Here is a 26890-nt window from a genome sequence, read left to right on the forward strand (position 1 = left end):
TACCATTTCAACTAATATATTTTCAATTCTCGCTCTTCAGACTTACTTTCATAAATCTTTTATTCAAAAAAATCATAAACAGTTTTTAAATAAAACAACCCGAAATTTCCCCAATTCTTCTATGAGCTATTTAGATAAAATCACTTCACCTACCTTACTCCTTGATGAAAAAATATGTCGAGCTAATATTAAAAAGATGGCAGACAAAGCCGCTCGTCATCAAATGAAATTAGTTCCGCACTTTAAAACTGCACAATCAAGAGAAATTGGTTCTTGGGCTAAGGATTATGGTGTGAAAGAAATCACAGTTTCTTCCATTAAAATGGCTGAGTACTTAAGCAGGGATTCTTGGGAGAACATTCACATTGCTTTTCCTTTCAATCCACTGGAAACAGGAAAACTGGATGAAATCGCAGAAAATCAACCAATCTCCGTTCAAATCATTAACACCCAGACTGCCCAAATACTTTCCGATCAATTAAAAAACCCGGTAGGCTTTTTCATAGAAATCGATGCTGGCTATGGAAGAACAGGCGTGGAAGTAACAGACTTTGGATTGATCGAAGCCATCTTATTAATTGCAAAAAAATCAGATAAGCTCAATTTCAAAGGGTTCTATTTACATCCTGGACATACCTATTATATGTCAGATATTCCTGCCATCTATGAGGAGTCAAGGAATGCTTTGAGCATGTTAAAACATAAATACAGCACTGAGTACCCTGAATTAGTAACCCGTGTTGGTGACACTCCGGGCTGTGCAGTGATGGAAGATTTTGGGGATATCGATGAAATGGGACCGGGTAATTTCGTGTTTTATGATTTAATGCAAGCCGAACTAGGTGGTTGCTATAAAACGGATATTGCTGTTTGCCTTGCTGTCCCCGTAGTTGATATCAAAAAGGAAAGAAATGAAATTTTGGTGCACGGCGGAGGAGTTCATCTAGCCAAAGACGTCCTTATTGACGAGGATGGAAACAAGAATTTTGGAGAAGTCGTATTCCTGAATGAAGAAGGCTGGGTAATTCCAGAGGAAAGATCTCATTTAAAAAGTATTTCTCAAGAACATGGATTAGTCAAAGCTTCTGATGAATTATTGGCAAAGGTAAAGGTTGGCGATCTATTGGGTATCCTACCCGTTCACTCATGCATGACTGCAGATGCAATGAGAGAATATATGACCTTGGACGGTAATTTTGTGGACCATGCTGAGGGGATTAGCCAATAATTTTATTTAAAAAACAATAGTACTATGTACAAACAGCTCCTGATAACCCGTTATTTCCCGCAATCAATCAACACTGTTTATGAGGCATTTACTTCTGCCGAGAGCTTACAAAAATGGTGGGGGCCTGCTGGTTTTGAAATGGAAACCAAAAAATTTGAATTTCATCCTTCAGGAATTTTTCATTTTGTCCTAAGAAGCGATGCTTTTGATATGTGGGCAAAATGGATCTTTCAAACTATTGATGAACCTCATAAACTAAGTGTCATCAATAGCTTCTCAAATGAATCAGGAGAGACTGTCAAGGCTCCCGAAATCCCATTTGGCGAGGAATGGCCACTGGAAATGATTTTAGATTTAGAGTTTTTTGAAGAAGACGGTAAAACTAGAATAGATTTGGTCTCTTTTCCTCATAATGCTTCGGATGCCTCAAAAGCCGTTTTTTCAAAAAGTATTGATCAAATGGAAGAAGGTTTCAAAGGAACTTTTGACCAGTTAGAGGTGTACTTAAATAAGTAATCACTTAACTGCTAAAGCCATGGTAGAGCAATTGAAAACTTATCCAAAAGGTGTGTTAGCCATTGAAATTATTGATGGATTCACAGAAACTGATGAAAAAATCCTTCAAAAATTATTTGAAAGTAAAAAAGAACAAGGGTTTGATCCAATCAACATATTGATCAAACTTGATGAGCTTAAAATTTCCAAATCCTCTATCAAAACCTTCTTTGAGGACATTATTTATACTTTGAGAAATTATAAGCTTATGGGACACATTGCCATTGTAGCTCATTCCAAAATTCTCAAAGCATTGGTTCCAATTGATAATTTATTCTTTGAAAGAGCATCGAAAGGAAGAGAAGAACGCTATTTCGATATTTCTAAACTCGATGATGCCTTTGAATTTGTGACGAAAAATGCGAATTAATAATTTTTAACTTAAAATGGATTTAGGCTTGTCCTGTGAGGCATCATACTCCCCTGAATTTATTACTCAAGGAGAAGCTAATTCTCTTTTTGACCATCTGACAGAAACACTTGACTTCACTAACCACACCTTTAAATTAGGTACAGGAGAAGTCGTTTCAGTAAATTTTGGAAAGCATATGTTTATGGACCAGAGTTTATTTGATGAAGACAAACTTCCTGCTCAGGTATGGGGAAAAACCTCTGTTTGGTCTGATCAAGTTCGGCTGATAAAAGAAAAAGTAGAATTATTTACCGGACATCAATTTCAAGTATGTGTATGTATTTACTATCCAGATGGTACCTCAGGTGTGGGTTTTCACTCTGATTTTGTCGCATTTGGAGACACCAATTATATCCCTTCTTTAAGTCTTGGTGAAGAACGAGAGTTTGTGCTTAGAAATAAACTGAATGGCAAAGAAACAAGTATAGAATTAGCAAATGGAAGCTTAGTAACGATGGGAAATAAATGTCAAGAATTGTATGAGCATGCCCTTCCCGAGAATCCAAAATATAAAAATGCTAGAATCAATCTGACTTTTAGAAAATACGGTAATTGAAAAGATAGAAAGGAAGATTTAAATTCAATTTAGATATCTTTGGATTTAATCCTAACGCTTCATTTGTCAATGCCATTCTTACAAAAATCCTCTTGGCTACTCTTTGCTTTCTTAAGCATTGCTATAGGTATTTACCCAATTCTCTATTTTGTTTTCGGCAGACAGTTTGGTGTTTTAAATGCCCATGACCCAGAACAATTAACCAACCTTTTCTGGAATATTGCTTTTTACACACACATTACTTTGGGAGGACTGGCATTAGCCGTTGGATGGGTTCAATTCAATCAAAAATTAAGAGATCGAAATAGAAAACTCCATAAGCGGATTGGGATGATTTATGTCACCGCTGTGTTCTTTTCAGGTTTAGCTGGCGTGTATGTGGCGATATATACTTTAGGAGGAATCATCGCAAGTATGGGCTTTGCTTTATTGGGCATAACTTGGCTGATAACGACTTTAATGGGCTGGAAAACAGCCAAAGCCAAGGATTTTGTAAGCCATGAAAACTGGATGATTTATAGTTATGCTGCCTGTTTTGCTGCTGTAACCTTAAGGATTTATTTACCTTTTTTAGAAAATATTATGGGAGGATTTATTCCAGCGTATCAAATTGTCGCTTGGTTATGTTGGGTACCCAATATGGCAGTGGCTTTTTGGCTCGTGAGGAAAAACCAGCCTTCATCCCAATAGAAAACTTACGATAGCAAAAGTATTGAAGCGAAAGAAGCATTTTTTTAATACTTTAATACCATGATCGAAATACTACTTAAAAACAAACAGTCTTTTAAAGCCAAAAGCGTCGATGAATTGACTGTTTCTGAGTTGGACTTTCAGGTCATGCAGTTTCTAGATTATAGTCCTAGTGAATTGAATTGGCTTGAGGAAAATTATCAATTAGATTTCACGATCCTGAAACATTATGAGGACATTGAAATCAGTTCCCATTTTCTGGAAAATGAAAATCAGGCGGCATTTCACTTCTCCATTCCCTATTTCACCAATGACAAAAAAATGATAGAGGAGCCTCTATTTATCATTATTTCAGGAGCTGGGCTTTTCCTCTTCTCAAGCTCCAACCTTGACCGCTATATAAACGAGACCTACCCAAGTAAAATCAACTCTTTAAGAAGACTCTCGAATCTGAAAGGCATTTTCAAATTTCAGTTTGAATTCATCTCCGATCATTTCGCTGATATCACCGAGTATTTGAGCAGAAAAATAAAAGCTCTTGCCAACGAAATCTTAATTGAAAAGGAGTTTACGAGTAATGTGATGGATGTGATTACTCAATATAATTTCAACAACCTTTTGATCAAGGAGGCAATGATTGAAACCAGAAGAGTCTTAAGGCTTTACTTGAAAAGTGACTGGGAGGAAAAAGAGGAACTAAAAGAGGATATTAAAAATGAATTAAACGATTTAGCTGCTATTTCTGATTACATCCAATTCAATTTTGATAGGCTAGACGACTTAAAGGAAAATGTTTCCAACAAGATTGATTTAGAACAAAATCATATTTTCAAAATGCTTACGGTGGTTACCGTTTGTATCTCCTTACCTACTTTCATAGCAGGTGTTTACGGGATGAATTTTGTCAACATGCCTGAGTTGAAAACCGAATTTGGATACCCTATAGTCTTGATCGCGATGATTTGCTCAGCCATTTTACCATTTCTTTATTTCAAAAAGAAAAAATGGTTGTAATCCCTTTTTCGTTTAAATATCCATGTAAGTTTTTAGACACAAAAAAAGCCCCAATCCGAAGTTCAGGGCCCTACAATAAGTTGGTTTAGGTTTAGAAGAACAAAGTCTTCACTCTTCCTTTAACGTCTGTTACTTCCATATAGATATCATCAGTATCTACACCTTTGAAGGTAAAGTTTTTAGTAAACCCTTCTTCTTGATTAATCTGCTCTTCGTAGATCATTTTTCCAGATTCAGAATTAAATACTTTTACTTCAACTCCAGGCTCAAGTAAACCGACTACAGCCAATCTAACTGATTGATTATCCAAAACGCTGCCATAAGCCATCAAAGGAAGATCATCTGATGCAATTGGTGCTTTTTCAGTTTCCACTGTATAAGTTACTTCCTCATCATCAGAAACAATTTTCACTAAATACTCTCCAGTAGGAAGGTTTTCCAAGTCATAAGGAACCATCAAATTTTCATTTTTGACAATTACTTTTCTGCTGCTAAGACTTTTTCCGTCTTTAGAAAGAATAGAAATTTTTGCAGATCCCAACCCCTCTTTTAGAGTTACGTTGACTTTTTGATATTTAGAATTAACTGTAGAAAGTTCTTTTAAATCTTCGCTTGCGTTTGCTGCGATTGCGCTAAAAGATAAGGCGCCTGCTAATGCTAATGTGAATAAGGATTTCATAATATTCGTTGGTTTAATGTTGTGCTTATCCTTATTGCGAAGCTCGTACCAGAATCAGAATTCCATAGAATTGAATCAAAACAAAAATTCGATATCGTTAACTTTTTGATAATTTTTTAAAATTAAATTCTGAAAAAATGACGATTAATTAATCAAACCTGTATAAAAAATGGGCATATCCTTGTTCGAGTGTAATGAAACCGAACAGTTTAAGCTGGTTTTATCTATTCCTAAGGTTACATAAACTTGCTTTTGTTAAGGAAAATTAATTTCAATAAAATCTTAATTCCCGGAATGCATTGGCCTTTGCCAAAAATTAACTGTTCGCTTCTGTACAGTTTTCGTTCGATAGCATCCAAATAACAGAAATTTAGACCCTATATATTTTCTAGCTTCCATGTATTCTTGACAATACAATTCTGAAAATCGGAAAAAATAGAATTGATGACTCTTGGGAACTAACCCCAAAAAATAAAATTTAATTCATTCATACTTTTTTAAAAATTAATAGATAAATTCGTAATTGTCATTTTGACACAATAGAAACTTATTCCCAAAAAACTTATCGAATGAAACTTAAACTTATACCTGCTATGCTTATCCTAATGCTTTTTGGATTTCATGCATCGGCACAAGAGGCATTATTTAATGCTCAACAAATAATATCACCAGAAATACACGAGAATAGCACTGTCACTTTCAGAATGTATGCACCAAACGCAAGTTCTGTAGAAGTCACAGGAGATTTCCTTCCAACTGAAAAAATAGAAACTCCAATGGGAGAAATGGATGGACCCGGAAAAGCGAAACTAAGCAAGGATGATAAAGGAATCTGGTCTCTAACTACAGAAAGTTTGAGCCCGGAACTTTATAGCTATTCATTTATTATAGATGGACTAAGAGCTACCGATCCCAATAATCCATTTTTAATTAGAGATGTTGCTTCTGTCACCAATGTCTTTTTAGTCGGTGAAGGCCAAGCAGCTCTTTATCGAGTAAATGATATACCTCATGGTACTGTTGCCAGAAGATGGTATGATTCTCCAGGCTTGGACATGGACCGTAGAATTACGATCTACACTCCTCCAGGATATGAAAAATCAAATGAAAAATTCCCTGTTCTTTATTTATTACATGGTGCTGGAGGAGACGAAGAAGCTTGGATAGCTTTGGGAAGAACGGCTCAGATCATGGATAATATGATTGCACAAGGAAAAGTAAAACCAATGATTGTGGTCATGCCAAATGGCAATGTAATCCAAGACGCTGCTCCAGGTGAAGGAAATGATGGCATGTACAAACCTCAATTTATGGTTCCAAAGACGATGGATGGAACCTATGAAGCAAACTTTATGGATATCATAAAATTTGTAGAGAGCAACTATCAGGTGAAAGCAGATAAAGCTCACAGAGCGATCGCAGGATTATCAATGGGTGGATTTCATACGCTACATATTTCGAGATATTATCCTAATACTTTTGATTACATGGGTCTATTTTCAGCAGCGATTATGCCGAGAGAAGACGCAACAGGAAAAGTCTACTCCGATTTTGATGAAACCCTACAAAACCAAATGGACAACGGATACAAACTGTATTGGATTGCCATCGGTAAAACTGACTTTCTCTATGATGCTAACAAAGAGTTCAGAGCGAAACTTGATGGAATGGGTATGCCCTATGAATATGTCGAATCAGAAGGTGGACATATTTGGAGAAACTGGAGAGTCTATTTGACACAGTTTGCACCACTACTATTCAAATAATACAAATGGCCTATGGAACAATTATTCCATAGGCCATTTTTTTTAACCCCCTTTTTCCCAATTCATGAAAAAGTTAAGCGCAGTCTTTCTAGTAAGTATTTTAGCTTTTCAATTATATGCACAAGCTCAAAGCGCCGGGAAAATTGAATTTTCTTCAATGCCTAGTGAGATATTAGGTGTAGACCGTGAGTTTGCCGTATATCTACCCAAAAGCTACCAAAACAATCCTGATAAAAAATATCCAGTTCTATACCTTCTTCATGGAGGAGGTGATACCCATACAGCATGGCCGGAAAAAGGAGGCTTGGAAGCTGCCGCAAATCAGATCATTGATTCAAAGGAATCTGCTGAAATGATCATTGTTTGTCCAGAAGCAGGAAAAATCCATATGAATTATTTCAATGATTCAGAATGGCGATATGAAGACTATTTCTTTGAAGAGCTGATTCCGTATATTGAATCTAATTACAGAGCTATCCCAGACAAAAATCACCGTGCAGTTGCAGGTCTTTCCATGGGAGGCGGAGGAACTTTAGTATATGCTCAGCATCATCCAGAAATGTTTGCCGCAGCCTTTGCTATGAGTGGCTATTTATATAGAATGAATTTGTCATTCTTAGACCCTAATGACCCAGAGACCGAAAAACGACAGCAAATTGTTGAAAGAAACAATGCCGTAAAACTTCTACAAGGAGCTTCGGAGGAAAAAGTAAAGCAGTTGAAAACGGTAGATTGGTTTATAGACTGTGGTGATGATGACTTTACCTTCACTCCTAATATGGAATTTATCGCCGCATTAAAAGAGCAGGGTATCCCCTATCAACTGAGAGTAAGAGATGGAGGACATACCTGGGAATACTGGCATTCCTCACTTTACATAGCACTCCCACATATAAGCGATGTTTTCAGAGAATTGACACAAAAATAAAATCTCATATAAAAATCAATAAATCCAAAATCATGAAACTCAAACACCTAAAATCTATGATACTCGCCTACCTTCTGGTAGGAGGATCTTATGTTTCTAATGCGCAAGAAATATCTGCAATGCAAGCGCCCAAAGTGGTCTCACCAGAAGTTGGTAAAGACAATTCGGTTACTTTTCGTGTCTTTTCTCCAGATGCTAATAAAGTTGAAGTCAACGGTAGCTGGATGGGCTTTGGAGACAGATTACCTTTGGCAAAAGGCGAAAACGGGATTTGGTCAGTGAGTGTCGATCCTTTGGAGTCTTCCATGTATCATTATAACTTCTTCATCGACGGTGTTTCGGCTATTGATCCTACCAACCCAGAGGCGTTGAGAGATGGAACACGCTATGCGAGCTTACTAATCGTTCCGGGTGATGGAGCTAAGGTATTCCAACTCAATGAAACACCTCACGGAGATGTTTCTAAGGTTTGGTATCAATCTCCTTCCTTGGAAAGTTATAGAAGGATGTACGTTTATACGCCTCCAGGATATGAAACTAGTACTCAAGATTATCCAGTGCTCTATCTATTACATGGCGCAGGAGGAGATGAAGATGCTTGGACTGCTTTAGGTCGAGCCAATTATATCTTAGATAACCTGATCGCGGAAGGAAAAGCAAAACCAATGCTGATTGTTATGACCAACGGAAATGCTTGGCAAACAAGTACCCTGAGAAATAAGCCAGGAATCGGCGCAATCACACGTGAAACCTATGGTCAATTTCAAGGTAAATTTGAAAAAAGCCTCGTTGAAGATGTTGTCCCATATATAGAGAAAAACTATCGCGTAATCAAAAGTAAGGACGGTCGTGCTCTTGCAGGTTTATCTATGGGCGGGGCTCATACGATTACAGCGAGTATAGAGTATCCTGGCACTTTTGGATATATCGGAGTATTCAGTAGTGGCATATTTGATGCAAATGCAGATATGGCTGAGATGGAAATGAAATTTGCTGCTTTAAAATCAAGTAATGTTCAAAAATACTGGGTTGGCTGTGGAGTGGATGATTTTGTCATGGAATCCAACAAACGCCTACTTTCAGTATTAGAGAAAGTAGATTTTGAGCATGAATACTATGAAAGTGAAGGTGGCCATACATGGGCAAATTGGAGAGATTACTTGAGCATTTTTGCTCCTATGCTTTTCAAATAGGCTTTTTCGATAATATTATTCTCAATAACTTAAATTATCAATCAGTAAGAAGTCGAAGTCCAAAGTTTAAAAACTTCTGGATTTCGACTTTTTTTATTGTGAATCCAATCAGGTTTTGAATTAAAAACTCCTCCTTTTTCATAAGTAATGATAGACACTGCACCAGATTTCATTAAGATCTATAAAAAATAAACCGGCTAGTCATAACAAGTTTGATTTGAATGTGTTGACCTTGAAATGAATGCCTAAAACTGTATTAGATTTCATTTTGTATTTTAATAGAAACAATGCGATTAAATTTATAAAGTCACGATGCTTAAGGCATCCTGAAAATCTAAAAGAAACCCAACTCATATGAAAAAATTAACCTTTCTTACTTTGGCTTTTCTCCTCTGCCATCAACTTTCTTTTGCCCAGTCAGGAATGGAAAATGTGACTATCACTTCTGAACAATTAGCACCCAATATTTATGTACTTTTTGGTTCAGGCGGAAATATAGGTTTGGCAGTAGGCGAAGAATATGCTTACATGATTGATGATCAATTCGGTCAGCTTTCAGAAAAAATATTAACTACTGTTAGAGAAATTACTGATAAACCCCTCAAATATGTTGTCAATACACATTGGCACGGTGATCATGTCGGCGGCAATGAAAACATGGCCAATGCGGGAGCCACTATCGTAGCGAATGATGCGGTAAGAAGAAGAATGAGCCAACCCAAGCCTGGAGAAGCAACCCCTACTACAGCATACAAAGCTCTACCTGAAATTACTTTTTCAGATGAAATGACTATTCATTTAGACCCCAACAACACCATGATGATCTTTCATATGGAAAATGCACATACAGATGGAGATTCTTTCATTTATTTTCCTGAAAGTAATGTGATCCACTTAGCTGATAATTTTCCGAATGGTGGATATCCTTTTATAGACATCAACTCAAATGGTGATATAGAAGGTTTGATTACCAACCTCAATAGAGCTTTATTTTTAGTAAACGATCAAACCAAAATTATTCCTGGTCATGGAAAAATAGCGGACAGGGAAACACTAAAAGCTTATAGAGATATGGTAGACACCGTACGGGAGCGTGTTAAAAGCGCCAAATCCCAAGGTAAAAGTCTAGATGAAATTCAGAAAATGGGACTATCTAAGGAATGGGATGAGGATTTTGGTAAAGGTTTTATCAATCCAGAAAGATTTATCGAATCTGTATTTAAAACAGTAGATTAATCCCATTTTTAAAATTAAAAAGCGAGGTTTAAAGCCTCGCTTTTTTTGCCATTTCCTCACGATCCAGAAAGGACCCTCAATTTCTAAGTGGGATTTTAGATTTTCCTTCAGGTGTTAAATCACTTTAATCATTTGATATCTTGGTATTTAAAAAGAGCTAAAAATGGCTTTAATTTAAATTAACCTTGTAAAATCAATAACTAATGTTAACTTATATCGTATAAAAAGTGAATCTCTTTAAAATACTACTATGAAACTATTTTATATCACTGGTGTAATTTTTACTCTCCCTATCTTCAGCGGCTTTTCACAAGAGTTCAATAAAAAATTTCATTTGGGAAAACCAATGAATGAGTATAATATAAAGAATATCAACCCTTTTCAGGATCAAAGTCCTTACGCACAATTTAAATCATTTCAGGAGCTAAATAAAGGCGTCATTCCTCTGGATCGGGAAATCAAATTTTTTAAAGCCCCTGTTCTTAAACCTAGAGAAATGCCCATAGCAAGACTAGAATCTAATGATCCTATGCCAATAAAACATTTTGATTCTGCTATGGAATATACCTTACTGATTAAACCTTCAAAATAAGGCAGGTACTAATTTCCTTTTTTGATCATCCGTAAAGTAGATCCTACTTTACTTGAATGATTTCATTTCATTTATAATTAAGGCTAAACCATTTTTTCAATTCTTGGTTATTTCCCTGATGAATATCAGACAAATTCATTCTGATTTTGTATTTTAATGTCAAACCAGAATAACCTATGGAAGAAGCCAACCGAATTAAAAGCCTCTTTGCCAAACAATTCGATGGTAAGCCTTGGTTAGGAGTCAATTTCACCGAAAAATTGCAGGAAGTGACACCCGAAATGGCTGCTTATAAAATCACTCCGGATACAAATTCCATTTGGGAGATACTAAACCATATCATTGGCTGGAGAGAAGTGGTTCTACAAGGATTCCCACAGAATGGATATATCACCCCAAGTCATAATTACCTGCACCCCGTAGAAAATACAAGTTATTTAGAATGGGAACATACGCTGGTTAGACTTAAAGATTCTCAGCAAGATTGGACAGAGTTTTTTGAAACATTGGATGAATCGATTTTTGATCAGCCTTTTGGTGATAAACCCTATACCTATTACGAATTGATGTTGGGAATTTTACACCATGACATTTATCACTTAGGTCAGATATCATTATTAATCAAGCTAATACCAAAAAGGCTTAAATAATTTTATTTTCACTTAGCTTAAAAACCTTCCTCCCATCATTTATTAAATTTTTCAAAAAAACAGTTCCTTACTTTTGTTTTTAAACCGGATAGTATGGCGAAGAATAAAATTAGCGAGAAACAACTAGGCTTAAATACCAAAATCAGCAGACGAGACTTTGTAAACTCCACTTTGATGGGAGTTGGAGGATCTTTGTTGAGTGCCGCAGCACCAATTTCTTTGCTACCCGGATGTGGACCAAAAGCAGCACCAGCAATAGAAAAAGATGCATGGACTGGATTTGGTGCCGTAGGTGATTATGCCAATTCTTCTGGTAACACAAAAGCTGTCATGGAAGCAGCACATAAAATCCGAGATGGCTTTTACCAAGAAAAACAGTTGGAAACAAATTCATCAGAAGAGCTTTTTGATGTCATCATTGTGGGTGGTGGAATGAGTGGATTGGGAGCAGCTCATCATTTCAAAAAGAACGCTGACTCCTCTCAAAAATGCCTTTTGTTAGAGAACCATCCCATTTACGGAGGTGAAGCCAAAAGAAACGAATTTCTAGTAAATGGGCAATTGCTGATGGGACCTCAGGGTTCCAATGACTTTGGAGTCCCTGCCAAAGGATCAGGAAATTTGACTGACCAACTTTTTGAGGAATTGAAAATCCCAAGAACGTTTGAATTCCAAGATTGGTCATCAGACCTTACTCCTCTGAATTTCGGTTTGGATAACTATGCCCATATGACCGGAGTAGCTGAATCCAAAGTGGATATCGGTTACTTTTTCAAAAATGGGGAGGGTATCGAAAAGCCCACTTGGTTCAATAACATTTGGCGAGATGACTTAGCAAATGCTCCCTATTCTGAAAACCTGAAACAAGAATTACTTAAATGGCGGTATTTCACTCCTGAAAATAAAGGATTGGAGTTTAGCAAGATGCTAGACAGCATGACTTATAAAGAATACCTAGAAAATGAATTGAAGTTTTCTTCCAGAGTCACCGAGTACATTGATCCTGTGATCGGATTGATTAATGGCGCAGGATCTGATGCGATTTCTGCTTTTGCAGCCTCTCAAATTGGCATGCCTGCTACAGGAAGGTCAAGAGGAAAGGATGCCTCACTCCCACTTTCATTTCCTGGTGGCAACACTACCTTTTCAAGATTCATGGTCAAAGATCTCATTCCAGGTTCGATTGGAGGCAAACATACTTTTGAAGATATCACCAATCAAAAAGTAAACTTCTCCTCTCTTGATCAAGAAGGAAACCCAATAAAGTTAAGGATGAACGCGACTGTGATTTCGGTTCAGCATGAAGGAGATCCAGAAACTGCAGAAAGGGTAAAAGTGATCTATGAAAAAGGAGGTAAACTCTTTGAAGTGAAAGCAAAATCAGTCATCATGGCTTCCGGTGGTTGGGTAAATAAACATATCATCAAAGATTTAACACCAGAAATCCAACAAGCATATTCGGAATTCACCTATGCACCAGCCCTTATTGCCAATGTCGCCTTAACCAACTGGCGATTTATGTACAAGTTGGGAATTACGGCTGCACAATGGTTTGGGGATGGCTTTGGCTTTTCTTGTAATATCCGTAAGACCATGAATATCGGTTCTTATGCCCCACCTTTACACCCAGACAAACCAGCTGTTTTAACATTTTATTTTGGAGCCCATACTCCCGGTTTACCTCTAGCTCAGCAAAATATTCAAGCGAGAATGAAAGTGTTTGGTACTTCCTTCTTTGACTATGAAAAGCAATTGAGAACTCAACTATTAGAACAATTTGGAGCCTCTGGGTTTGACCCAGAAAAAGACATTGCAGGAATTACTTTGAACAGGTGGGGACATGCCAGAATTACCCAAGGGCCTGGATTCTATTTTGGTAAAGACGGAAAAGAATCTCCCAGAGAGGCTGTTCAGAAAGGTTATGGGAGAATTATTTTTGGACATTCTGAATTGAATGGGCATCAAAACTGGATTGGTGGAGTAACCCAAGGTTACGAAGCCTCAGAAAAAGCATTGGCTTTGACATAAAAAAAGCACCTGCAGAAATATCCACAGGTGCTTTTAAGCTCAATTATAATTTTTTTATCTAACCTTCTCCTTGTAATCAGTCACCAGGTGTTCGATGAAAAACTCCATCATTCTATCCCTGTTCAAAGCCGTATGACCTCCATCAGGAGCTATTTGAACTTCAATACTCTTTCCAGCATTTTGGAAAGCTTTGATTAGCTGAAGTGTATTGGATGGGTGTACATTATTATCTGCTGTCCCATAAAAAAGCAATAATTCACCTTCAAGCTGATCAGCCATTTCCATTAAGCTAAATCTATTGTAGCCTTCCAAATTGGTCTCCAAAGTACCCATGAAACGCTCTGTATAGATATTATCATAATTTCTCCAATCTGTCACAGAAGAGTTTGCTACAGCTGCATGAATCAACTCTGGAAATCTCAATAGCATGGTAGCAGCGGTTGTTCCTCCATAAGAAGTCCCATAAACGCCTACTCTATCTTTGTCAAAGTAAGGTCTGTCATGTAAAGCTTTAATTCCTTCAGCAAAGTCATCCATTTCAACCAATCCAAGATTTCCATACAATTGGTCAAGTAGTTTTTTACCTCGACCACGTACGTTTCTACCGTCGATGTTTAACACCAAGAAACCATATTCCGTCAATGGATCTGGATAAGCGAAATTTTCTCTAAATGCATTTGTTGCTGGCCCTCCGTAATTACTTAAAATCACTGGATATTTCTTAGATGGATCAAAATCTGAAGGGAAATGAATCATTCCATGCAATTCAGTTACCCCATCTGCAGAGGTAAATGTGTATACTTCAACCTTTTTTAAGCCTAACTCCTCAAACTTACTCATATCACTTTCAGCAAGTTCAGCTACAACTTTACCCTTCGAATTCACCAAATTGGTAAAAGGAGCAACATCATGTTTTTGAGCAACATCCACAAAATATTTTCCATCAGGAGAAATAGCAACCGAATGGTTGAAGGCTGGATCTGTCAATTGAGTATCCTTAGTTCCATCTATTTCCACACGGTGTAATTGCATGAGCATGTGATTTTCACCGGATCTAGCCATGTAATACAATAATCCTTCTTCTTCGTCTACTCGGACGATATTTGAGACCTCAAAAGGATGAGAAGTAATAGCATTTACCAAGGTCCCATCAAAATTGTATAGGTAATAATTATTAAATCCTGATCTTTCAGATGCCCAGATAAAATGCTCTCCATCTTCCAACACTTCCATTTCTGGAGAGTTTACCACAAAACTAGGAAGCCATTCTTCATGAATAATTGTTCTACTTTTACCTGTCTCTGGGTTAGCAGCTCTTAGTTCCAAGGTATTCTGTAATCTATTGGTACTGTGATACAATAACTCCTTGCCATCAGGAGTCCAAGAAACCCCATAAATATAGGTTCCTAAATCTCCATCGTTAAAGGCCTTGCCATCGCGAATATCCAACTCGGTAATTTCTTTGGTTTCTAAATCATAAACCATCAAATCAACAGGAAGATTAGGTTCTCCCACTTTTGGGTAAGCTTCCACTTCCAAAGAGTCATAAAGTGAGAGTTGATCCAAAAGCACATAATACTTTTTGACATCCTTCTCTACAAATCTGTAAAACGCCACTTTTTTGCTATCTGGAGACCACCACATTGCTGTGATTTGTCCAAGTTCCTCTCCATAAACCCAAGTTGCAATACCATATTTTACTTGGTTTTCTTCATTCCCGTCGGTTGTAATTGGCACCACATTACTTCCATCAGGATTGCTGATATACATATTGCGGTCTTGAGTGAAGGCTTTTAGTTTACCATCTGGGGACTCAGCAGAAGCAAATTGTCTACCTCTCGCTGGGCGGTTATATCTTCTTCTTTCTGGTCTAGATGCCTCACCTATCTCTTCTGTGGTTTTCTTTTTGACATCATACCTATAAATTTTGCCACTTTGAACGTACTCAAAACTATCTCCATCTTCGCTCCAATTGGCAGAAATTGCTCCGGATTTCACAGAGGAATAGATCTGTGGAGCCATATTTCTATACTGTTCATAACCAGGCATCGCTTTCAGCTTATCCTGTGCTTGTGTCATCGTAAAAGTAGCTAATGAGGCAGCTACCATAAGAATGAACTTATACTTCATAATAATTTGGGTTAAATAATATCCAGCTGCGATAATACTATTTTTTAGCTTAAAAATGGAGGTTTTATTGACCTGTGGAGCTATGGGTAAGTTTAAATCAGATTTAGCTTATCCTGTGGTCTGTGAGCTTTGAACCGATCCTTGACCCCAAATGACTCCAATTGTATTCAAGGTTTTAATTGAGGGTATTCATATTTTTTTATACCATTTTAAGTTCCTAATCTTGGCACACTAAAACACCTCACTTTGTCTTAGAATGCCCCAGCCAATTTCCCAAAGCAATAGAATTGAGTTACTAGATATTTTTCGTGGTTTTGCAGTTTTCGGAATCTTTGTAGTCAATATAGAAATCATGAATTGTGCCTTCCCTAATCAGGAAGTGTTTAGCCAGCAATGGGAATCAGGTTGGAGCACATTTATATTTCGGGTGATGCAGCTGTTCTTTTATAGCAAGTTCTTTCCCGTTTTTTCCTTTTTGTTTGGACTTGGCATCAGTATGCAGGCTATCAAAATGAAGGAAAGTGGCACTGCTTCCATCACATTTTTTATAAGAAGAATGTTCTTTCTTTTTCTCCTTGGCCTAGTTCATATCATTTTCCTCTGGAACGGAGATGTGATTCATCTTTATGCGATTCTTGGACTATTTATTCTAATCATTTTACCCTTATCGAAACGCATGCTATTAGTTCTAGTAGCATTAGTTTTACTTTTCCCATTTTACGATCAGATTGCAAGTTTCCTTTTCGAAAAAATTCAATTTTCTCCCGAATACTTTTTAGCTAATTACTCTTCCAATGAGATTACAGAAATCCTAAGAAATGGTCCCTATCTCAAGTCTATTGAATTTAGGATTGATGAATACTTTGCAAATATCCCACTGTTATTCTTTTACCTGGCACCGATAGCTTTTGCTATGTTTTTGCTAGGCGTTTTTTTTGGAAAGAACCAATATCATAAGGATTTAAAGTCCCTTGTTAAATTGATTAAGAAACCAGTGATTATCACAATGGTTATCAGTAATTTATACAGAGTTATTTTTATCTTTCTTTTACCAGATTGGGGGATCTATAGAAACGAATTTCTTAGACCTGTATTTTTTAAGTTGATGTATTTATCAGACCTAGCTTTTGGTCTGTTTTACTTATGGTTAATTGCTTATATATGGCATTATACGCCATGGAAAAAATGGCTTGAACCTTTGAAATATCCAGGGAGGATGGCATTAACTAATTACATTTTCCAAAGTGTTTTTGGCTTGATTATTTTTTCCTCACTTGGCTTCGGATTATATGAAAAGCTTAGCCCAATGGCCAGTTTTATCATTGCAATTATTGTCTTTTTGATTCAAGTGATTTATAGTAAAATTTGGCTTTCCTATTTTATTTATGGCCCTTTGGAATGGGCATGGAGATGTTTTACCTATTTAAAAATCTTTCCAATTAGGTTAACCAAACAGCAACTCTCTAAGGATCAGAAACACGAATCAAAATGATTTCCTAATCAGGAATCATAAATTTACTATTGGCAGCAAACGATTTCGTTAATTCTTGCGGTGATTCACTCAATTGCCCTATTGATCAGGCTAGCTATTAAAAGTATAATTGCTATTTTAAGCCAAATTTGGTCATTGATTTTGGCCATTGTTCTTTTTACCAAATAACTTCAAACCCATTAACATGAAATTCAAACTTTGGAACCTATTGGTTCTGTTGGTCGTCATTTTGACCGCAGTAACTTATTTATTTCTATTCCAAGAAAACCAAGAAGACCCCAAAATTGGAGCAGTACCCTACATTTTTTGGACAGGATTTATCGTCACAGTGGTCATTGTATTTGCCACATTCTTAGGTTCAAAGTTTTTTCCATTTGAAGACCCCAAAAAATCATGATAGGATGGCTATTATTCTTCTTTGGGATCTTTCTGGCAATGCTGGGATACGCATCTTATCGATCTTATAGAAAAGACAGAACTTCAGACGACTTTATCTTTGCAGGCTCCAATATTGGGACCATTTTAGGTTTTCTAACCTTCTCTGCAGCACTTTTCAGTGCATTTACCTTTATGGGAATGCCGGATTTCTTCCGAACTCATGGAGTTGGAGCCTGGATCTTCCTTGCCCTTTCCGATGCCTTAATGGTATTCTTCCTGATTTGGTTTGGTTATGCACTACGAAAAAGAGCGAGTATTCAGGGGTACAAAGGTGTGGCAGGCTTAGTGAAAGTTTGCTATGGAAATTCATTCGCTGGCTATTTGGTATTTACCAGTGCCTTTCTTTTTCTTATTCCTTACGTAGCAATTCAGATTCGGGGAATTTCCATCTTCTTAGATGCCGCTTTCCCGGGGATGCTCCCCTATTGGTCATGGTCAGCTTTGCTGGTTTTTATCATGCTGATCTATTCTGAGATCGGTGGATTGAAAGCCATTGTTTATAGTGATGCTATTCAAGGCGTGATTATGCTCGCAGTCATTTGGATCATCGGTTTAACCTGCCTAAAAATGGCAGGAGGATTGGAAGATGGTATCGCAAAAGTGGCAGAAGCTAATCAGGATTTACTTTCACTGCCGGGTCCAAAAGGACTTTTTAGTAGTCCATTCTTAATTGCATCTGCGATTGCTATTATTTTAATTCCGGTATCGCAACCTCAATTTACCACTCGATTGGTAGTCATGAAAAGCTTAAAGTCAGTCCATAGAATGGCTTATGCCGTTGGGATCTTCGCTATTCTAGTGATTTTACCCACTGCTTTTATTGGCCTATATGGAGCGATCCAATACCCTGATGCAAGCACTGCTGATTTCTTGAGTCAGGCCTTACTCAATGATCAGGCAGTACCTGTGGCTGCTTTAGCAGTGGTTGGGTTATTTGCAGCCTGTTTATCTACTACTAACGCTCAAATCTTTGCTCTAGGAACAGAGTTGAGAAGTCTTCTTGGTGGAAGTGATAAATCAAACATGCGGGTTACCAAAATCTCAATAATGGTATTTTCAATGATCGTTTTGGTTTTCTCTACTTACATGAGTGATCAATTGGTTTTGTTGGCGCGAGTTAGTTTTGCAGGAACTTCGATGATTGCCCCTGTAGTACTTGGAGCAGTTATTTTCTCAAAACCACCAAAAAGCCTAATCCCATTATCTGCCATCGCATTGGTCACATTCATCTTATCTATCGTGGGGGTCATCCCTGATAAGATCAGTGGTCTTCCACTGGATTTCATCATGTATATCATACTTTTTGTTTGTACAGCAGTCATCATGCTTACACACCCAAAATCAAATAAATAATTTATGAAGCTTGATTCTAACATCACTATTGAAGAGCTAAAAACCCCATTAGAACGTTTCTGGGCTCTTTCGGGAGAAAAAATAGAAGAAATTGAAAAATCCTTTGATCCGGCAAATGGAGCTCCGGTATTCACTGAAAAAGGAAAGTACGTCACCCGAGGTTGGACAGAGTGGACACAAGGCTTCCAATATGGTTCTGCTTTACTACAATTTGATACCACTGGAGATGAAAAATTTCTAAAAATAGGTAGAGAAAACACCTTAAATAAAATGGCTCCACATCTGACTCACACGGGTGTTCACGATCATGGATTCAATAATGTAAGCACTTATGGCAACTTACTCAGGCTGATGAAAGAGGGTAAGATTGAAAACAATGAGTGGGAAAAGAATTTCTATGAATTGGCTTTAAAAGCGAGTGGAGCTGTTCAAGCCATGCGCTGGACCAACATTCAGGGCGGAGGCTATATTTACTCTTTCAACGGTCCTCATTCCTTATTCGTAGACACCATTCGTTCCTGTCGAGCCCTAGTTGTTTCACATGCTTTAGGACATGTTTTACAGGGAGAAAATGACAAGCGAATTTCCTTAATTCAGCGTGCTATACAACATATTTTAAGCACAGTCAGGTATTCTATTTATTATGGAAAAGGTAGAGACACTTATGATATTTCCGGTAGAACAGCCCATGAAATCATCTTCAACACGAATGATGGAAATTATCGGTGCCCAAATTCACAACAAGGGTATACAGGTTTTAGCACTTGGACTCGAGGACTTGCTTGGGCCATATGTGGCTTAGGGGAAACTCTGGAAATATTGGATCAAATTGATGAAAGCGATTATGCGATTTTGGTTTCCAAAAAAGCATTGATCGAAGAGCTAATTACTGCAGCAAAAGCAACGGCAGAGTTTTATATTGCCAATACCCCTACCGATGGAATCCCTTACTGGGATACAGGTGCACCCGGTTTGGTGAATATGGGAGATTATCTAAATCGGGAATCAGACCCTTTTAATGCTTTTGAACCTGTAGATAGCTCTGCAGCCTGTATTGCAGCGCAAGGCCTTTTGAGAATCAGTAATTTCCTAAAGGATAAAGAACCAGAAAATGCTGAGAAATATAATAAAGCAGGGATACTAGTTGCAAAGTCGCTATTCTCTGAACCCTATATTTCTACCGATAAAACACATCAGGGATTGATTCTTCATAGTATTTACCATCAACCTAATGGGTGGGACTACCGACCGGAATCAACGAAAGCTCCCTACGGAGAATCTTCCATGTGGGGAGATTACCATGCCAGAGAACTGGCACTATTACTTCAAAGATCCTTGAACAAGGAATCTTATTATAGCTTTTTCAATTGTATCAAAACCCTATGAGCAGCGGAAAATATAAACCAGAATATCCGAGAGTAGCTAAATTAAAAACTGCGGAAGACCTGAGGGCATATTTAAAAGAAGAAAATATCCCCATGGATTTTGATGAGTCTCTTGATTCAGGAAAAGATTCAGCTTTTGCCAAGTCTTACAAGACTCGAGTAGGAAACGAAATTGGAAATTCATTCTGTATCCTTCCCATGGAAGGTTGGGACGGAACAACCGATGGAAAACCTTCCGATTTAACCAAAAGGAGATGGAAGAACTTTGCCATCAGTGGAGCCAAATTACTATGGGGTTGTGAAGCTGTAGCTGTTCGACATGAAGGTAGAGCAAATCCTAACCAATTGCTGATGAATGAGGCCAACCTATCGGAATTTGAAGGGCTTTATCAGATGGTGGAAAAAGAACACCGTGAAGCTTTTGGCAATACCAACGATTTATTAACAGGCCTTCAGTTGACGCATTCGGGTAGGTTTTGTAAACCCAACAGCAAGACAAAAATGGAGCCTAAGATCCTTTATTCTCACCCTGTGTTGAATAAGAAATTTGGACTGGCAGAAGACTACCCTATCATGAGCGATTCAGAGATATCTGAACTGATTGATGATTATGTGATTGCTTCAGTACGAGCTCAAAAGGCGGGATTCAAGTTTGTAGACATCAAGCATTGCCACGGATATTTAGGACATGAATTCCTAAGTGCCTACGATAGAGAAGGTAAATTCGGGAAATCCATTGAAAACAGAACTCGGTTTCTTAGAGAAATAGTGGCCGGAATTCGTTCTGAAGCCCCTGGCTTAGAGATAGGTGTCAGGATGAGTATTTTTGATTGGTCTCCATTTCAAGAAGGGCCAGATGGAAAAGGCATCCCATCCATGGAGGGGAATTATAAATATGCCTTTGGAGGTGATTCTTCTGGAACTCATGAAAATATGGAAGAGTCCTTTGAGTTTCTTGAGGAGCTTAAAAGTTTGGATATAGAATTACTGTGTACCACTGCAGGAAGCCCCTATTATAACCCTCACATTCAACGACCCGCTCTATTCCCACCATCTGATGGTTATAACCCTCCAGAAGAACCACTTCATGGGGTAGCAAGGCAAATTCAGGCAACAGCAAAGATTAAAAAAGCTTTCCCCGAGTTTTATGTGGTTGGATCCGCCTACTCCTACCTTCAGGAGTGGCTACCAAATGTAGGCCAACATGTCCTGAAAAGTGGTATGGCTGACTCGATCGGATTGGGAAGGATGGTATTGAGTTATCCAGATCTACCTGCAGATGTTTTGGCTGGCAATGGAATGAAAAGACCAAAGATTTGTAGAACGTTTTCAGATTGCACCACCGCACCTAGAAATGGAATCATATCGGGATGCTATCCCTTAGATCCTTTTTACAAGAAAATGGAAGAACACGATCAATTAAAAGCAGCTAAAAACAAATAATAAATACATGAAACCAGTAGCATTAATCACAGGAGGATCGAGAGGAATCGGCTTTGGCATAGCCAAAAAACTGGCAGAAATAGGTTATAATTTAGGAATCAATGGAGTTCGGCCTGAAGAGAATGCCAAAGATCATATAGATGAATTGAAAGCTATCGGAGCAGAGGTTATCTACCTTCAGGGAAATATTGCTGAGAAAACTGACCGAGATTCAATCATTCAAGGTTTGAAAGATCAATTTGGAAAAATAGATGTATTGGTCAACAATGCCGGAGTGGCTCCAAGAGTTCGATGTGATGTGTTGGAAGTGACAGAAGATGATTACGATCACCTGATGGACATCAACGAAAAAGGGACATTTTTCATTACCCAAGCCATCGCCCAATGGATGTTGGATTTAAAGGCAGCGAATCCCGCGGCTCAGATTTCCATTATCAATATTACCTCAGTTTCGGCAGAATTAGCTTCTCCAAAAAGAGCAGCCTATTGCATGTCAAAGGCCAGTTTGTCTATGCTATCAAAAACAATGGCGGTAAGATTGGCTCCACATGGAATTCCAGTATATGAAATCCGCCCTGGCTTCATCGATACAGATATGATAGAAAAAGTCCGGGAAACTTATTTGAATTTAGTTCAAGAAGGAGCTACTCTAGAGCCTCGAATAGGCAAGCCAGAGGATATTGGGAAAGTGGTAGCCAGCTTAGTCAGTGGTGAGCTCCCCTACAGTACGGGGCAAGTGATCAATGTTGATGGAGGTTTAACCATTGGAAGAATGTAAAAGGGATTTAGTCCCTTTTTTCATTTAAATCAATTCGGAAAAGCTTGGTAAACGGATAACCCTGATCAGTCATTCCTTCGATCAACAAATCGTATTCTTGAATTCCATCAACTGGCGCAAAAGAGAAAGTAAACAATCCTTTATCGGTTTTTGCTTTTGGATTCCAGAAGACTGTAGGCTTTTGAGCCGAACCCTGTGATTCTAAAACTTTTTGGAAGTCCAATTCTTTAGAAAACCCGCGAACCTTAAACTGCTGAAAACCAGTTGAATTAAACTGACTTTCCGACTGATCATCAAATCTCCCACCTTTTTTGGTATTAAACATGATTACTCCAGCAAATCCTGCCAAACCAAAAATATGGGTATTAGTGGTGTAAATTGAAATTGATTCGACTTCGTTAGTCATATATCTATTTACAACCTCCTGAGCACTTTCTCCTGCCAAATAGAAATACCGTTGTCCATCAATGATCAACAATGGCTCCCCAACATTGAGACCATAATTGTAATTGCCAAGCTTTCCATTCCCAAATTGCATCCCTATTACAGACCACAAAGGTTGGCCAGCCCAATTGTCTAAATCTTCAGAAGTCACTTTCCTATCAGGCTCCCCATACCCGTAATTATTGTCCTCCAAACGCACTAAAACTTTATCCTCTTTTACAAATTCCTCCAATTCAATATAAGATCCTGAAAAATCATAGCGAGTCAATTGACCAGTGGATTTTTTAGTTTGGTACTCATATTTCGGGAATGAACCCCTAAATGTCGGAACCGAATTGTCAATTAAACTAACCGCTCCATATGGTCTGTTTTTTTCATCCATCGCAGCAATCGAAATTGTTACAGAATCTGTAAAATTTAAACCTGTGGCTCGGAAATATCCTGAAGAATCGGTCTCCACAATTCCATAATCTTCCAAATCTCCCTGCACAATCGTAATAGGATTGATATAAGGAAACCGCTTTTTAGTACGTTCAAAACTGCCCTGAATCGTAATGCCATATTCGATTGGAAATTCTTCTATTAATTCAAAATCTGATTTTGCTTTGTCATCCAACCATTCCAATCCTGACTCTAAGGATTTCCTTTGGCTAAAAAACCCTACCAACGTGGGGTCGGTAATTGAAATCGTAAAATCAGTTTCAACATATTCGTCTGTTTGATCCAAGAAACTTAATTCGATTTCTACCACTTTCCTCCCTGAATCCAATTTTTGATTATGACTTAAATTGATGGTCAAATCATCAAAAAACTCTTGCTCATTTAATTCTTGACTGACCAAAACCTGATCCTTTTCCAAAATCGGCAAAGGAACCAAGGTCATATCCCGATCAGGAAAATTTCGCATCCAATTTGTGTAAGACCGGATGATATAATCAGCTGGCTTCAAAGTATCTGATAAAACAAAGCCACCGGAAACTGCTCCTTCAGAAATGTAATAGGACTCTCTCTGGACAATTTCATACGAAGGGTTTAAAACCTCCATATAGAGCACTCTACTCAAAGAATCCTGCATCAACGTATTGTGATAAAGCATTTTAGCATGAAACCAAATAGGTTCTCCAGGGTAGTAATAAGATTTATTGGTGGTAATCCATGGCTTTTCTCGAAGGTTGTTGAATTTGGCTAATTCAGATTCTACACTATCCACTTCCGCTAAATTGGACTCGAAATTTTCTGCAGGCTTAAAATCATAGGGCAAAAACCTTCCTAGCCTCTGTCTTCCCATGTAGCCCGAAAGTTCCACTTGGGTGGGGTCAATAACGATTCCATTTCTGTCTACATCAAAGTAGCCTCTGGGTGCTGTGATCCAACTGATAGGATGGTAATAATCCGAATAGTATTCGTTTCTCCAGGATTTCTTCTGATAATGAATCTCGTAGTCGTCAGGAAATATCACTCTGAAATTTCCGTTTCGTAGAGGAATCCTCCGAATGGAATCCTGGGAGACAAAATCTACTGACTTCCCTAGTTCTTCCTGTAATACATTTGTCCTCAGTTCATTAAAAAAATGCTGATTTTTCCTATAGATAATAAAGCCTTCTTTCTCCACCTCTCTCACCAAAAGGGATCTGAAAAAGTGTCTTGAAGAACCCAAATAAGAACTTTCCTTTAAATCATCCTTTGACTTTTGAATCAGGGAATCCTTAGAGTTGATTTCTTTAAAATAAGCCAGTCCATAATAAAGTGACTTGCCTTTATAAAATCTATAATCCTGTAAATAATACTCGATTTCAAACCCCAAAGCTTTATTTTCAACAATCAGAGGTTGATCGGCTGTGGCATGTATGTAATTTGGGCTCCTTTTGACTTTCACTAGCTCGAAATCCAAAACCCAAGGATTCTGGATTTCCATTTCCTTGAAAATCGGATCATCCGGAACAGCCAAAAACACCCGTTTGAATCGTTCCAAATGTCTTTCCCATTTCTTGTCTCGTTTGCTCCGGGTTTCTACCTCTGTCAAAACATTTTCCAAAGGTTCCAATTCAAAATTAGCTTCAATCAAGTTTTTCCCTCTGGTTTCCAACTTTTGAGTGCTGGTACGAAAACCAACGAATGAGGCCACTAACTCTAAGGAAGACGGTAAATCTGATAGGATCAGGAACTCCCCTTTTTCATTGGTAGTGGAACCTATCGTCGTATTATTGATAAATACATTGGTGAACTGAAGTGGCTCTTTGGTTTTGGAATTGATAACCTTCCCACGAATCGTTTGACCAAAAGTCTGTAATTCTATCAGAAACAAAAAAATTAAAACAACAACCTGTAAAGGCTTAAAAATCATGGGTATTTTGGGTTTAAACTAAAACCAATATACCAAATCAGAATTAATTATTTCGTAAAAAAAACCGCCCTTTTGGGGCGGTTTTAAGTATTAATATCCTAATGTCTTCAACATACTTTCTTCTGTCTGATCTTCCCTGAATAATCGATGTACAACTTTTCCATCCTCATCTCGGTCGATCAGCACATGTTTAGGTGCTGGAATCAGGCAATGCTGAATTCCTCCATAGCCTCCCAACGATTCCTGATAGGCTCCCGTGTGGAAAAATCCAAGATATTGCTTCTTTCCGTTATCCGGCTTTGGAAGGTAAATATTGAATTGATGCGCTTCTGAATTATAGTAATCCATGCTATCACAAGTCAAGCCTCCCAGGTTGATATTATGGTAAGTTTCATCCCAATTATTAATAGCTAGCATGATGTATTTCTGATTCAAACCCCAACTATCCGGCAATTGGGTAATGAATGAGCCATCAATCATATACCAAAGCTCTTTATCATTCTGAAGCTTTTCATCCAAGACTGAATACAATACTGCACCACTCTCTCCTACTGTAAAGGATCCAAATTCTGTAAAGATATTCGGCTCGGTGGTATTGTTTTTGGCACACATCCATTTAATATTCTTGACAATCTGATCTGCCATATATTGGTAGTCATAATCAAAGAAGACATTGGTCTTGATTGGCCAGCCTCCCCCGATATCCATGGTATCAAGCGTAGGAGCAACTTTCTTCAGATCCACATATTTTTGAATGAATCGAGTCAATTCTGACCAATAATATGCTGTATCCTTGATTCCAGAGTTGATGAAGAAATGAAGCATTTTCAAGCTTACCAAAGGATGGTCCTTGATTTTTTCTTCGTAAAGCTTGATGATATCATTGTATCTCACACCTAATCTGGAAGTATAAAAACCAAATTTAGGTTCTTCATCTGCGGCGATTCTAATCCCCACTTGAAATGGTACTTTGACATGCTCAAGATAATAATCGATTTCGCTTAGATTATCGAGAATAGGCACACAGTTTACAAAACCATCATTGAGCAATTCAGCGATATACTGCTTGTACAAGTCTCGCTTGAAACCATTACAGATGATAAAAGTATTCTTAGTGATTTTTCCTTTTGCGTATAAGCTTCTCACCAAAGGAATATCAAAGGTGGAAGAAGTTTCGATATGGATATCGTTCTTCAAAGCCTCATCTAGGACAAAGCTAAAATGGGAGGATTTAGTGCAATAGCAATAGGTATATTTTCCTTGATAATCGTGGGCTTGGATTGCATTATTGAAATAGGTCTTCGCCTTTTGAATATTTTCTGAAATCTTTGGCAGATAAGTGAGCTTAAGTGGGGTACCATATTCCTCTATGATCTCCATCATATTCACACCATTAAAAAATAATTCATTGTTTTCAACGTGAAATTCTTTGGTAGGAAAATCAAAAGTTTGTTGAATAAGATCAATGTATCTGTTCATTTTAAACTTGGTTATGTGTGGTATTATGGATACAAAAATTGTTCTTTCTCTGATGATATCAAATGAAAAAAGGACAA

General features: G+C 37.8%; 23 protein-coding genes. 19 read left to right on the forward strand and 4 right to left on the reverse strand.

Annotated elements, in window-relative coordinates:
* Positions 1 to 121: 121 nt before the first annotated feature.
* From ALPR1_RS12595 to ALPR1_RS12620, 6 genes are read left to right on the forward strand one after another with little or no spacing between them, the layout of a single operon-like run.
* Positions 122 to 1228, forward strand: coding sequence for an alanine racemase (locus ALPR1_RS12595; RefSeq protein ID WP_008201184.1), 1107 nt, complete (start codon positions 122 to 124; stop codon positions 1226 to 1228).
* Positions 1229 to 1252: 24 nt separating this feature from the next.
* A complete protein-coding gene (locus tag ALPR1_RS12600; RefSeq protein ID WP_008201185.1) occupies positions 1253 to 1744 on the forward strand; it encodes an SRPBCC family protein in 492 nt (163 codons plus the stop codon).
* Positions 1745 to 1763: 19 nt separating this feature from the next.
* Positions 1764 to 2153: a SpoIIAA family protein gene (locus ALPR1_RS12605; RefSeq protein WP_008201186.1), complete on the forward strand. Its 390-nt coding sequence runs from the start codon at positions 1764 to 1766 to the stop codon at positions 2151 to 2153.
* A gap of 16 nt (positions 2154 to 2169) precedes the next feature.
* Entirely contained in the window at positions 2170 to 2751 is a 582-nt protein-coding gene (locus ALPR1_RS12610; RefSeq protein ID WP_008201187.1) for an alpha-ketoglutarate-dependent dioxygenase AlkB, read from the forward strand.
* A 39-nt stretch (positions 2752 to 2790) separates the two neighbouring features.
* Positions 2791 to 3441: a DUF2306 domain-containing protein gene (locus tag ALPR1_RS12615; RefSeq protein WP_237701536.1), complete on the forward strand. Its 651-nt coding sequence runs from the start codon at positions 2791 to 2793 to the stop codon at positions 3439 to 3441.
* 60 nt (positions 3442 to 3501) lie between these two features.
* A complete protein-coding gene (locus ALPR1_RS12620; protein WP_008201189.1) occupies positions 3502 to 4455 on the forward strand; it encodes a magnesium transporter CorA family protein in 954 nt (317 codons plus the stop codon).
* A gap of 91 nt (positions 4456 to 4546) precedes the next feature.
* On the opposite strand, the gene ALPR1_RS12625 is transcribed toward ALPR1_RS12620, so the two are convergent.
* Positions 4547 to 5134, reverse strand: coding sequence for a T9SS type A sorting domain-containing protein (locus ALPR1_RS12625; protein WP_008201190.1), 588 nt, complete (start codon positions 5132 to 5134; stop codon positions 4547 to 4549).
* 569 nt (positions 5135 to 5703) lie between these two features.
* On the opposite strand from ALPR1_RS12625, the gene ALPR1_RS12630 reads away from it, so the two are divergent.
* The 7 genes from ALPR1_RS12630 (at position 5704) to ALPR1_RS12660 (ending at position 13527) form a co-directional block, all read left to right on the forward strand.
* Positions 5704 to 6900, forward strand: a complete 1197-nt coding sequence (locus ALPR1_RS12630; protein ID WP_008201191.1) for an esterase — start codon at positions 5704 to 5706, stop codon at positions 6898 to 6900.
* Between the two features lie 64 nt (positions 6901 to 6964).
* Positions 6965 to 7828, forward strand: coding sequence for an alpha/beta hydrolase (locus ALPR1_RS12635; protein WP_008201193.1), 864 nt, complete (start codon positions 6965 to 6967; stop codon positions 7826 to 7828).
* Positions 7829 to 7860: 32 nt separating this feature from the next.
* Positions 7861 to 9021: an esterase gene (locus tag ALPR1_RS12640; RefSeq protein WP_008201194.1), complete on the forward strand. Its 1161-nt coding sequence runs from the start codon at positions 7861 to 7863 to the stop codon at positions 9019 to 9021.
* Between the two features lie 354 nt (positions 9022 to 9375).
* On the forward strand, positions 9376 to 10257 hold the full coding sequence (locus ALPR1_RS12645) for an MBL fold metallo-hydrolase (RefSeq protein ID WP_008201196.1): 882 nt from the start codon (positions 9376 to 9378) through the stop codon (positions 10255 to 10257).
* A 346-nt stretch (positions 10258 to 10603) separates the two neighbouring features.
* Positions 10604 to 10849 carry a hypothetical protein gene (locus ALPR1_RS12650; RefSeq protein ID WP_161599231.1) on the forward strand — a complete coding sequence of 82 codons (246 nt, stop codon included), beginning with the start codon at positions 10604 to 10606 and terminating at the stop codon, positions 10847 to 10849.
* A 176-nt stretch (positions 10850 to 11025) separates the two neighbouring features.
* Complete coding sequence (locus tag ALPR1_RS12655; protein WP_008201200.1) at positions 11026 to 11499, forward strand: DinB family protein; 474 nt, start codon at positions 11026 to 11028, stop codon at positions 11497 to 11499.
* 93 nt (positions 11500 to 11592) lie between these two features.
* Entirely contained in the window at positions 11593 to 13527 is a 1935-nt protein-coding gene (locus ALPR1_RS12660) for an NAD(P)-binding protein (protein ID WP_008201202.1), read from the forward strand.
* A 54-nt stretch (positions 13528 to 13581) separates the two neighbouring features.
* Here the strand turns inward: ALPR1_RS12660 and ALPR1_RS12665 are convergent, their stop codons facing one another.
* Positions 13582 to 15657 carry a S9 family peptidase gene (locus ALPR1_RS12665; protein WP_008201203.1) on the reverse strand — a complete coding sequence of 692 codons (2076 nt, stop codon included), beginning with the start codon at positions 15655 to 15657 and terminating at the stop codon, positions 13582 to 13584.
* A gap of 256 nt (positions 15658 to 15913) precedes the next feature.
* On the opposite strand from ALPR1_RS12665, the gene ALPR1_RS12670 reads away from it, so the two are divergent.
* The 6 genes from ALPR1_RS12670 (at position 15914) to ALPR1_RS12695 (ending at position 22546) form a co-directional block, all read left to right on the forward strand.
* Complete coding sequence (locus tag ALPR1_RS12670) at positions 15914 to 17149, forward strand: DUF418 domain-containing protein (protein WP_008201205.1); 1236 nt, start codon at positions 15914 to 15916, stop codon at positions 17147 to 17149.
* Positions 17150 to 17333: 184 nt separating this feature from the next.
* A complete protein-coding gene (locus ALPR1_RS12675) occupies positions 17334 to 17546 on the forward strand; it encodes a hypothetical protein (RefSeq protein ID WP_008201207.1) in 213 nt (70 codons plus the stop codon).
* Positions 17543 to 18940: a sodium:solute symporter family protein gene (locus ALPR1_RS12680; protein WP_008201210.1), complete on the forward strand. Its 1398-nt coding sequence runs from the start codon at positions 17543 to 17545 to the stop codon at positions 18938 to 18940. Before ALPR1_RS12675 ends, ALPR1_RS12680 begins: the two co-directional genes overlap by 4 nt.
* A gap of 3 nt (positions 18941 to 18943) precedes the next feature.
* Entirely contained in the window at positions 18944 to 20326 is a 1383-nt protein-coding gene (locus ALPR1_RS12685; protein ID WP_008201213.1) for a glycoside hydrolase family 88 protein, read from the forward strand.
* Positions 20323 to 21768 (forward strand): oxidoreductase, encoded by a 1446-nt coding sequence (locus ALPR1_RS12690; protein WP_008201216.1) that lies wholly within the window; start codon positions 20323 to 20325, stop codon positions 21766 to 21768. The genes ALPR1_RS12685 and ALPR1_RS12690 overlap by 4 nt, the downstream gene beginning before the upstream one ends.
* Before the next feature lie 7 nt (positions 21769 to 21775).
* A complete protein-coding gene (locus tag ALPR1_RS12695; RefSeq protein WP_008201217.1) occupies positions 21776 to 22546 on the forward strand; it encodes a 3-ketoacyl-ACP reductase in 771 nt (256 codons plus the stop codon).
* 7 nt (positions 22547 to 22553) lie between these two features.
* Here ALPR1_RS12695 and ALPR1_RS12700 read toward each other — a convergent pair whose 3' ends face one another.
* Positions 22554 to 25334 carry a carboxypeptidase-like regulatory domain-containing protein gene (locus tag ALPR1_RS12700; RefSeq protein WP_008201220.1) on the reverse strand — a complete coding sequence of 927 codons (2781 nt, stop codon included), beginning with the start codon at positions 25332 to 25334 and terminating at the stop codon, positions 22554 to 22556.
* Between the two features lie 90 nt (positions 25335 to 25424).
* Complete coding sequence (locus tag ALPR1_RS12705; RefSeq protein WP_008201221.1) at positions 25425 to 26813, reverse strand: arginine decarboxylase; 1389 nt, start codon at positions 26811 to 26813, stop codon at positions 25425 to 25427.
* Positions 26814 to 26890 lie beyond the last annotated feature (77 nt).

This window comes from Algoriphagus machipongonensis (assembly GCF_000166275.1).
GTDB classification, from domain to species: Bacteria; Bacteroidota; Bacteroidia; order Cytophagales; family Cyclobacteriaceae; genus Algoriphagus; species Algoriphagus machipongonensis.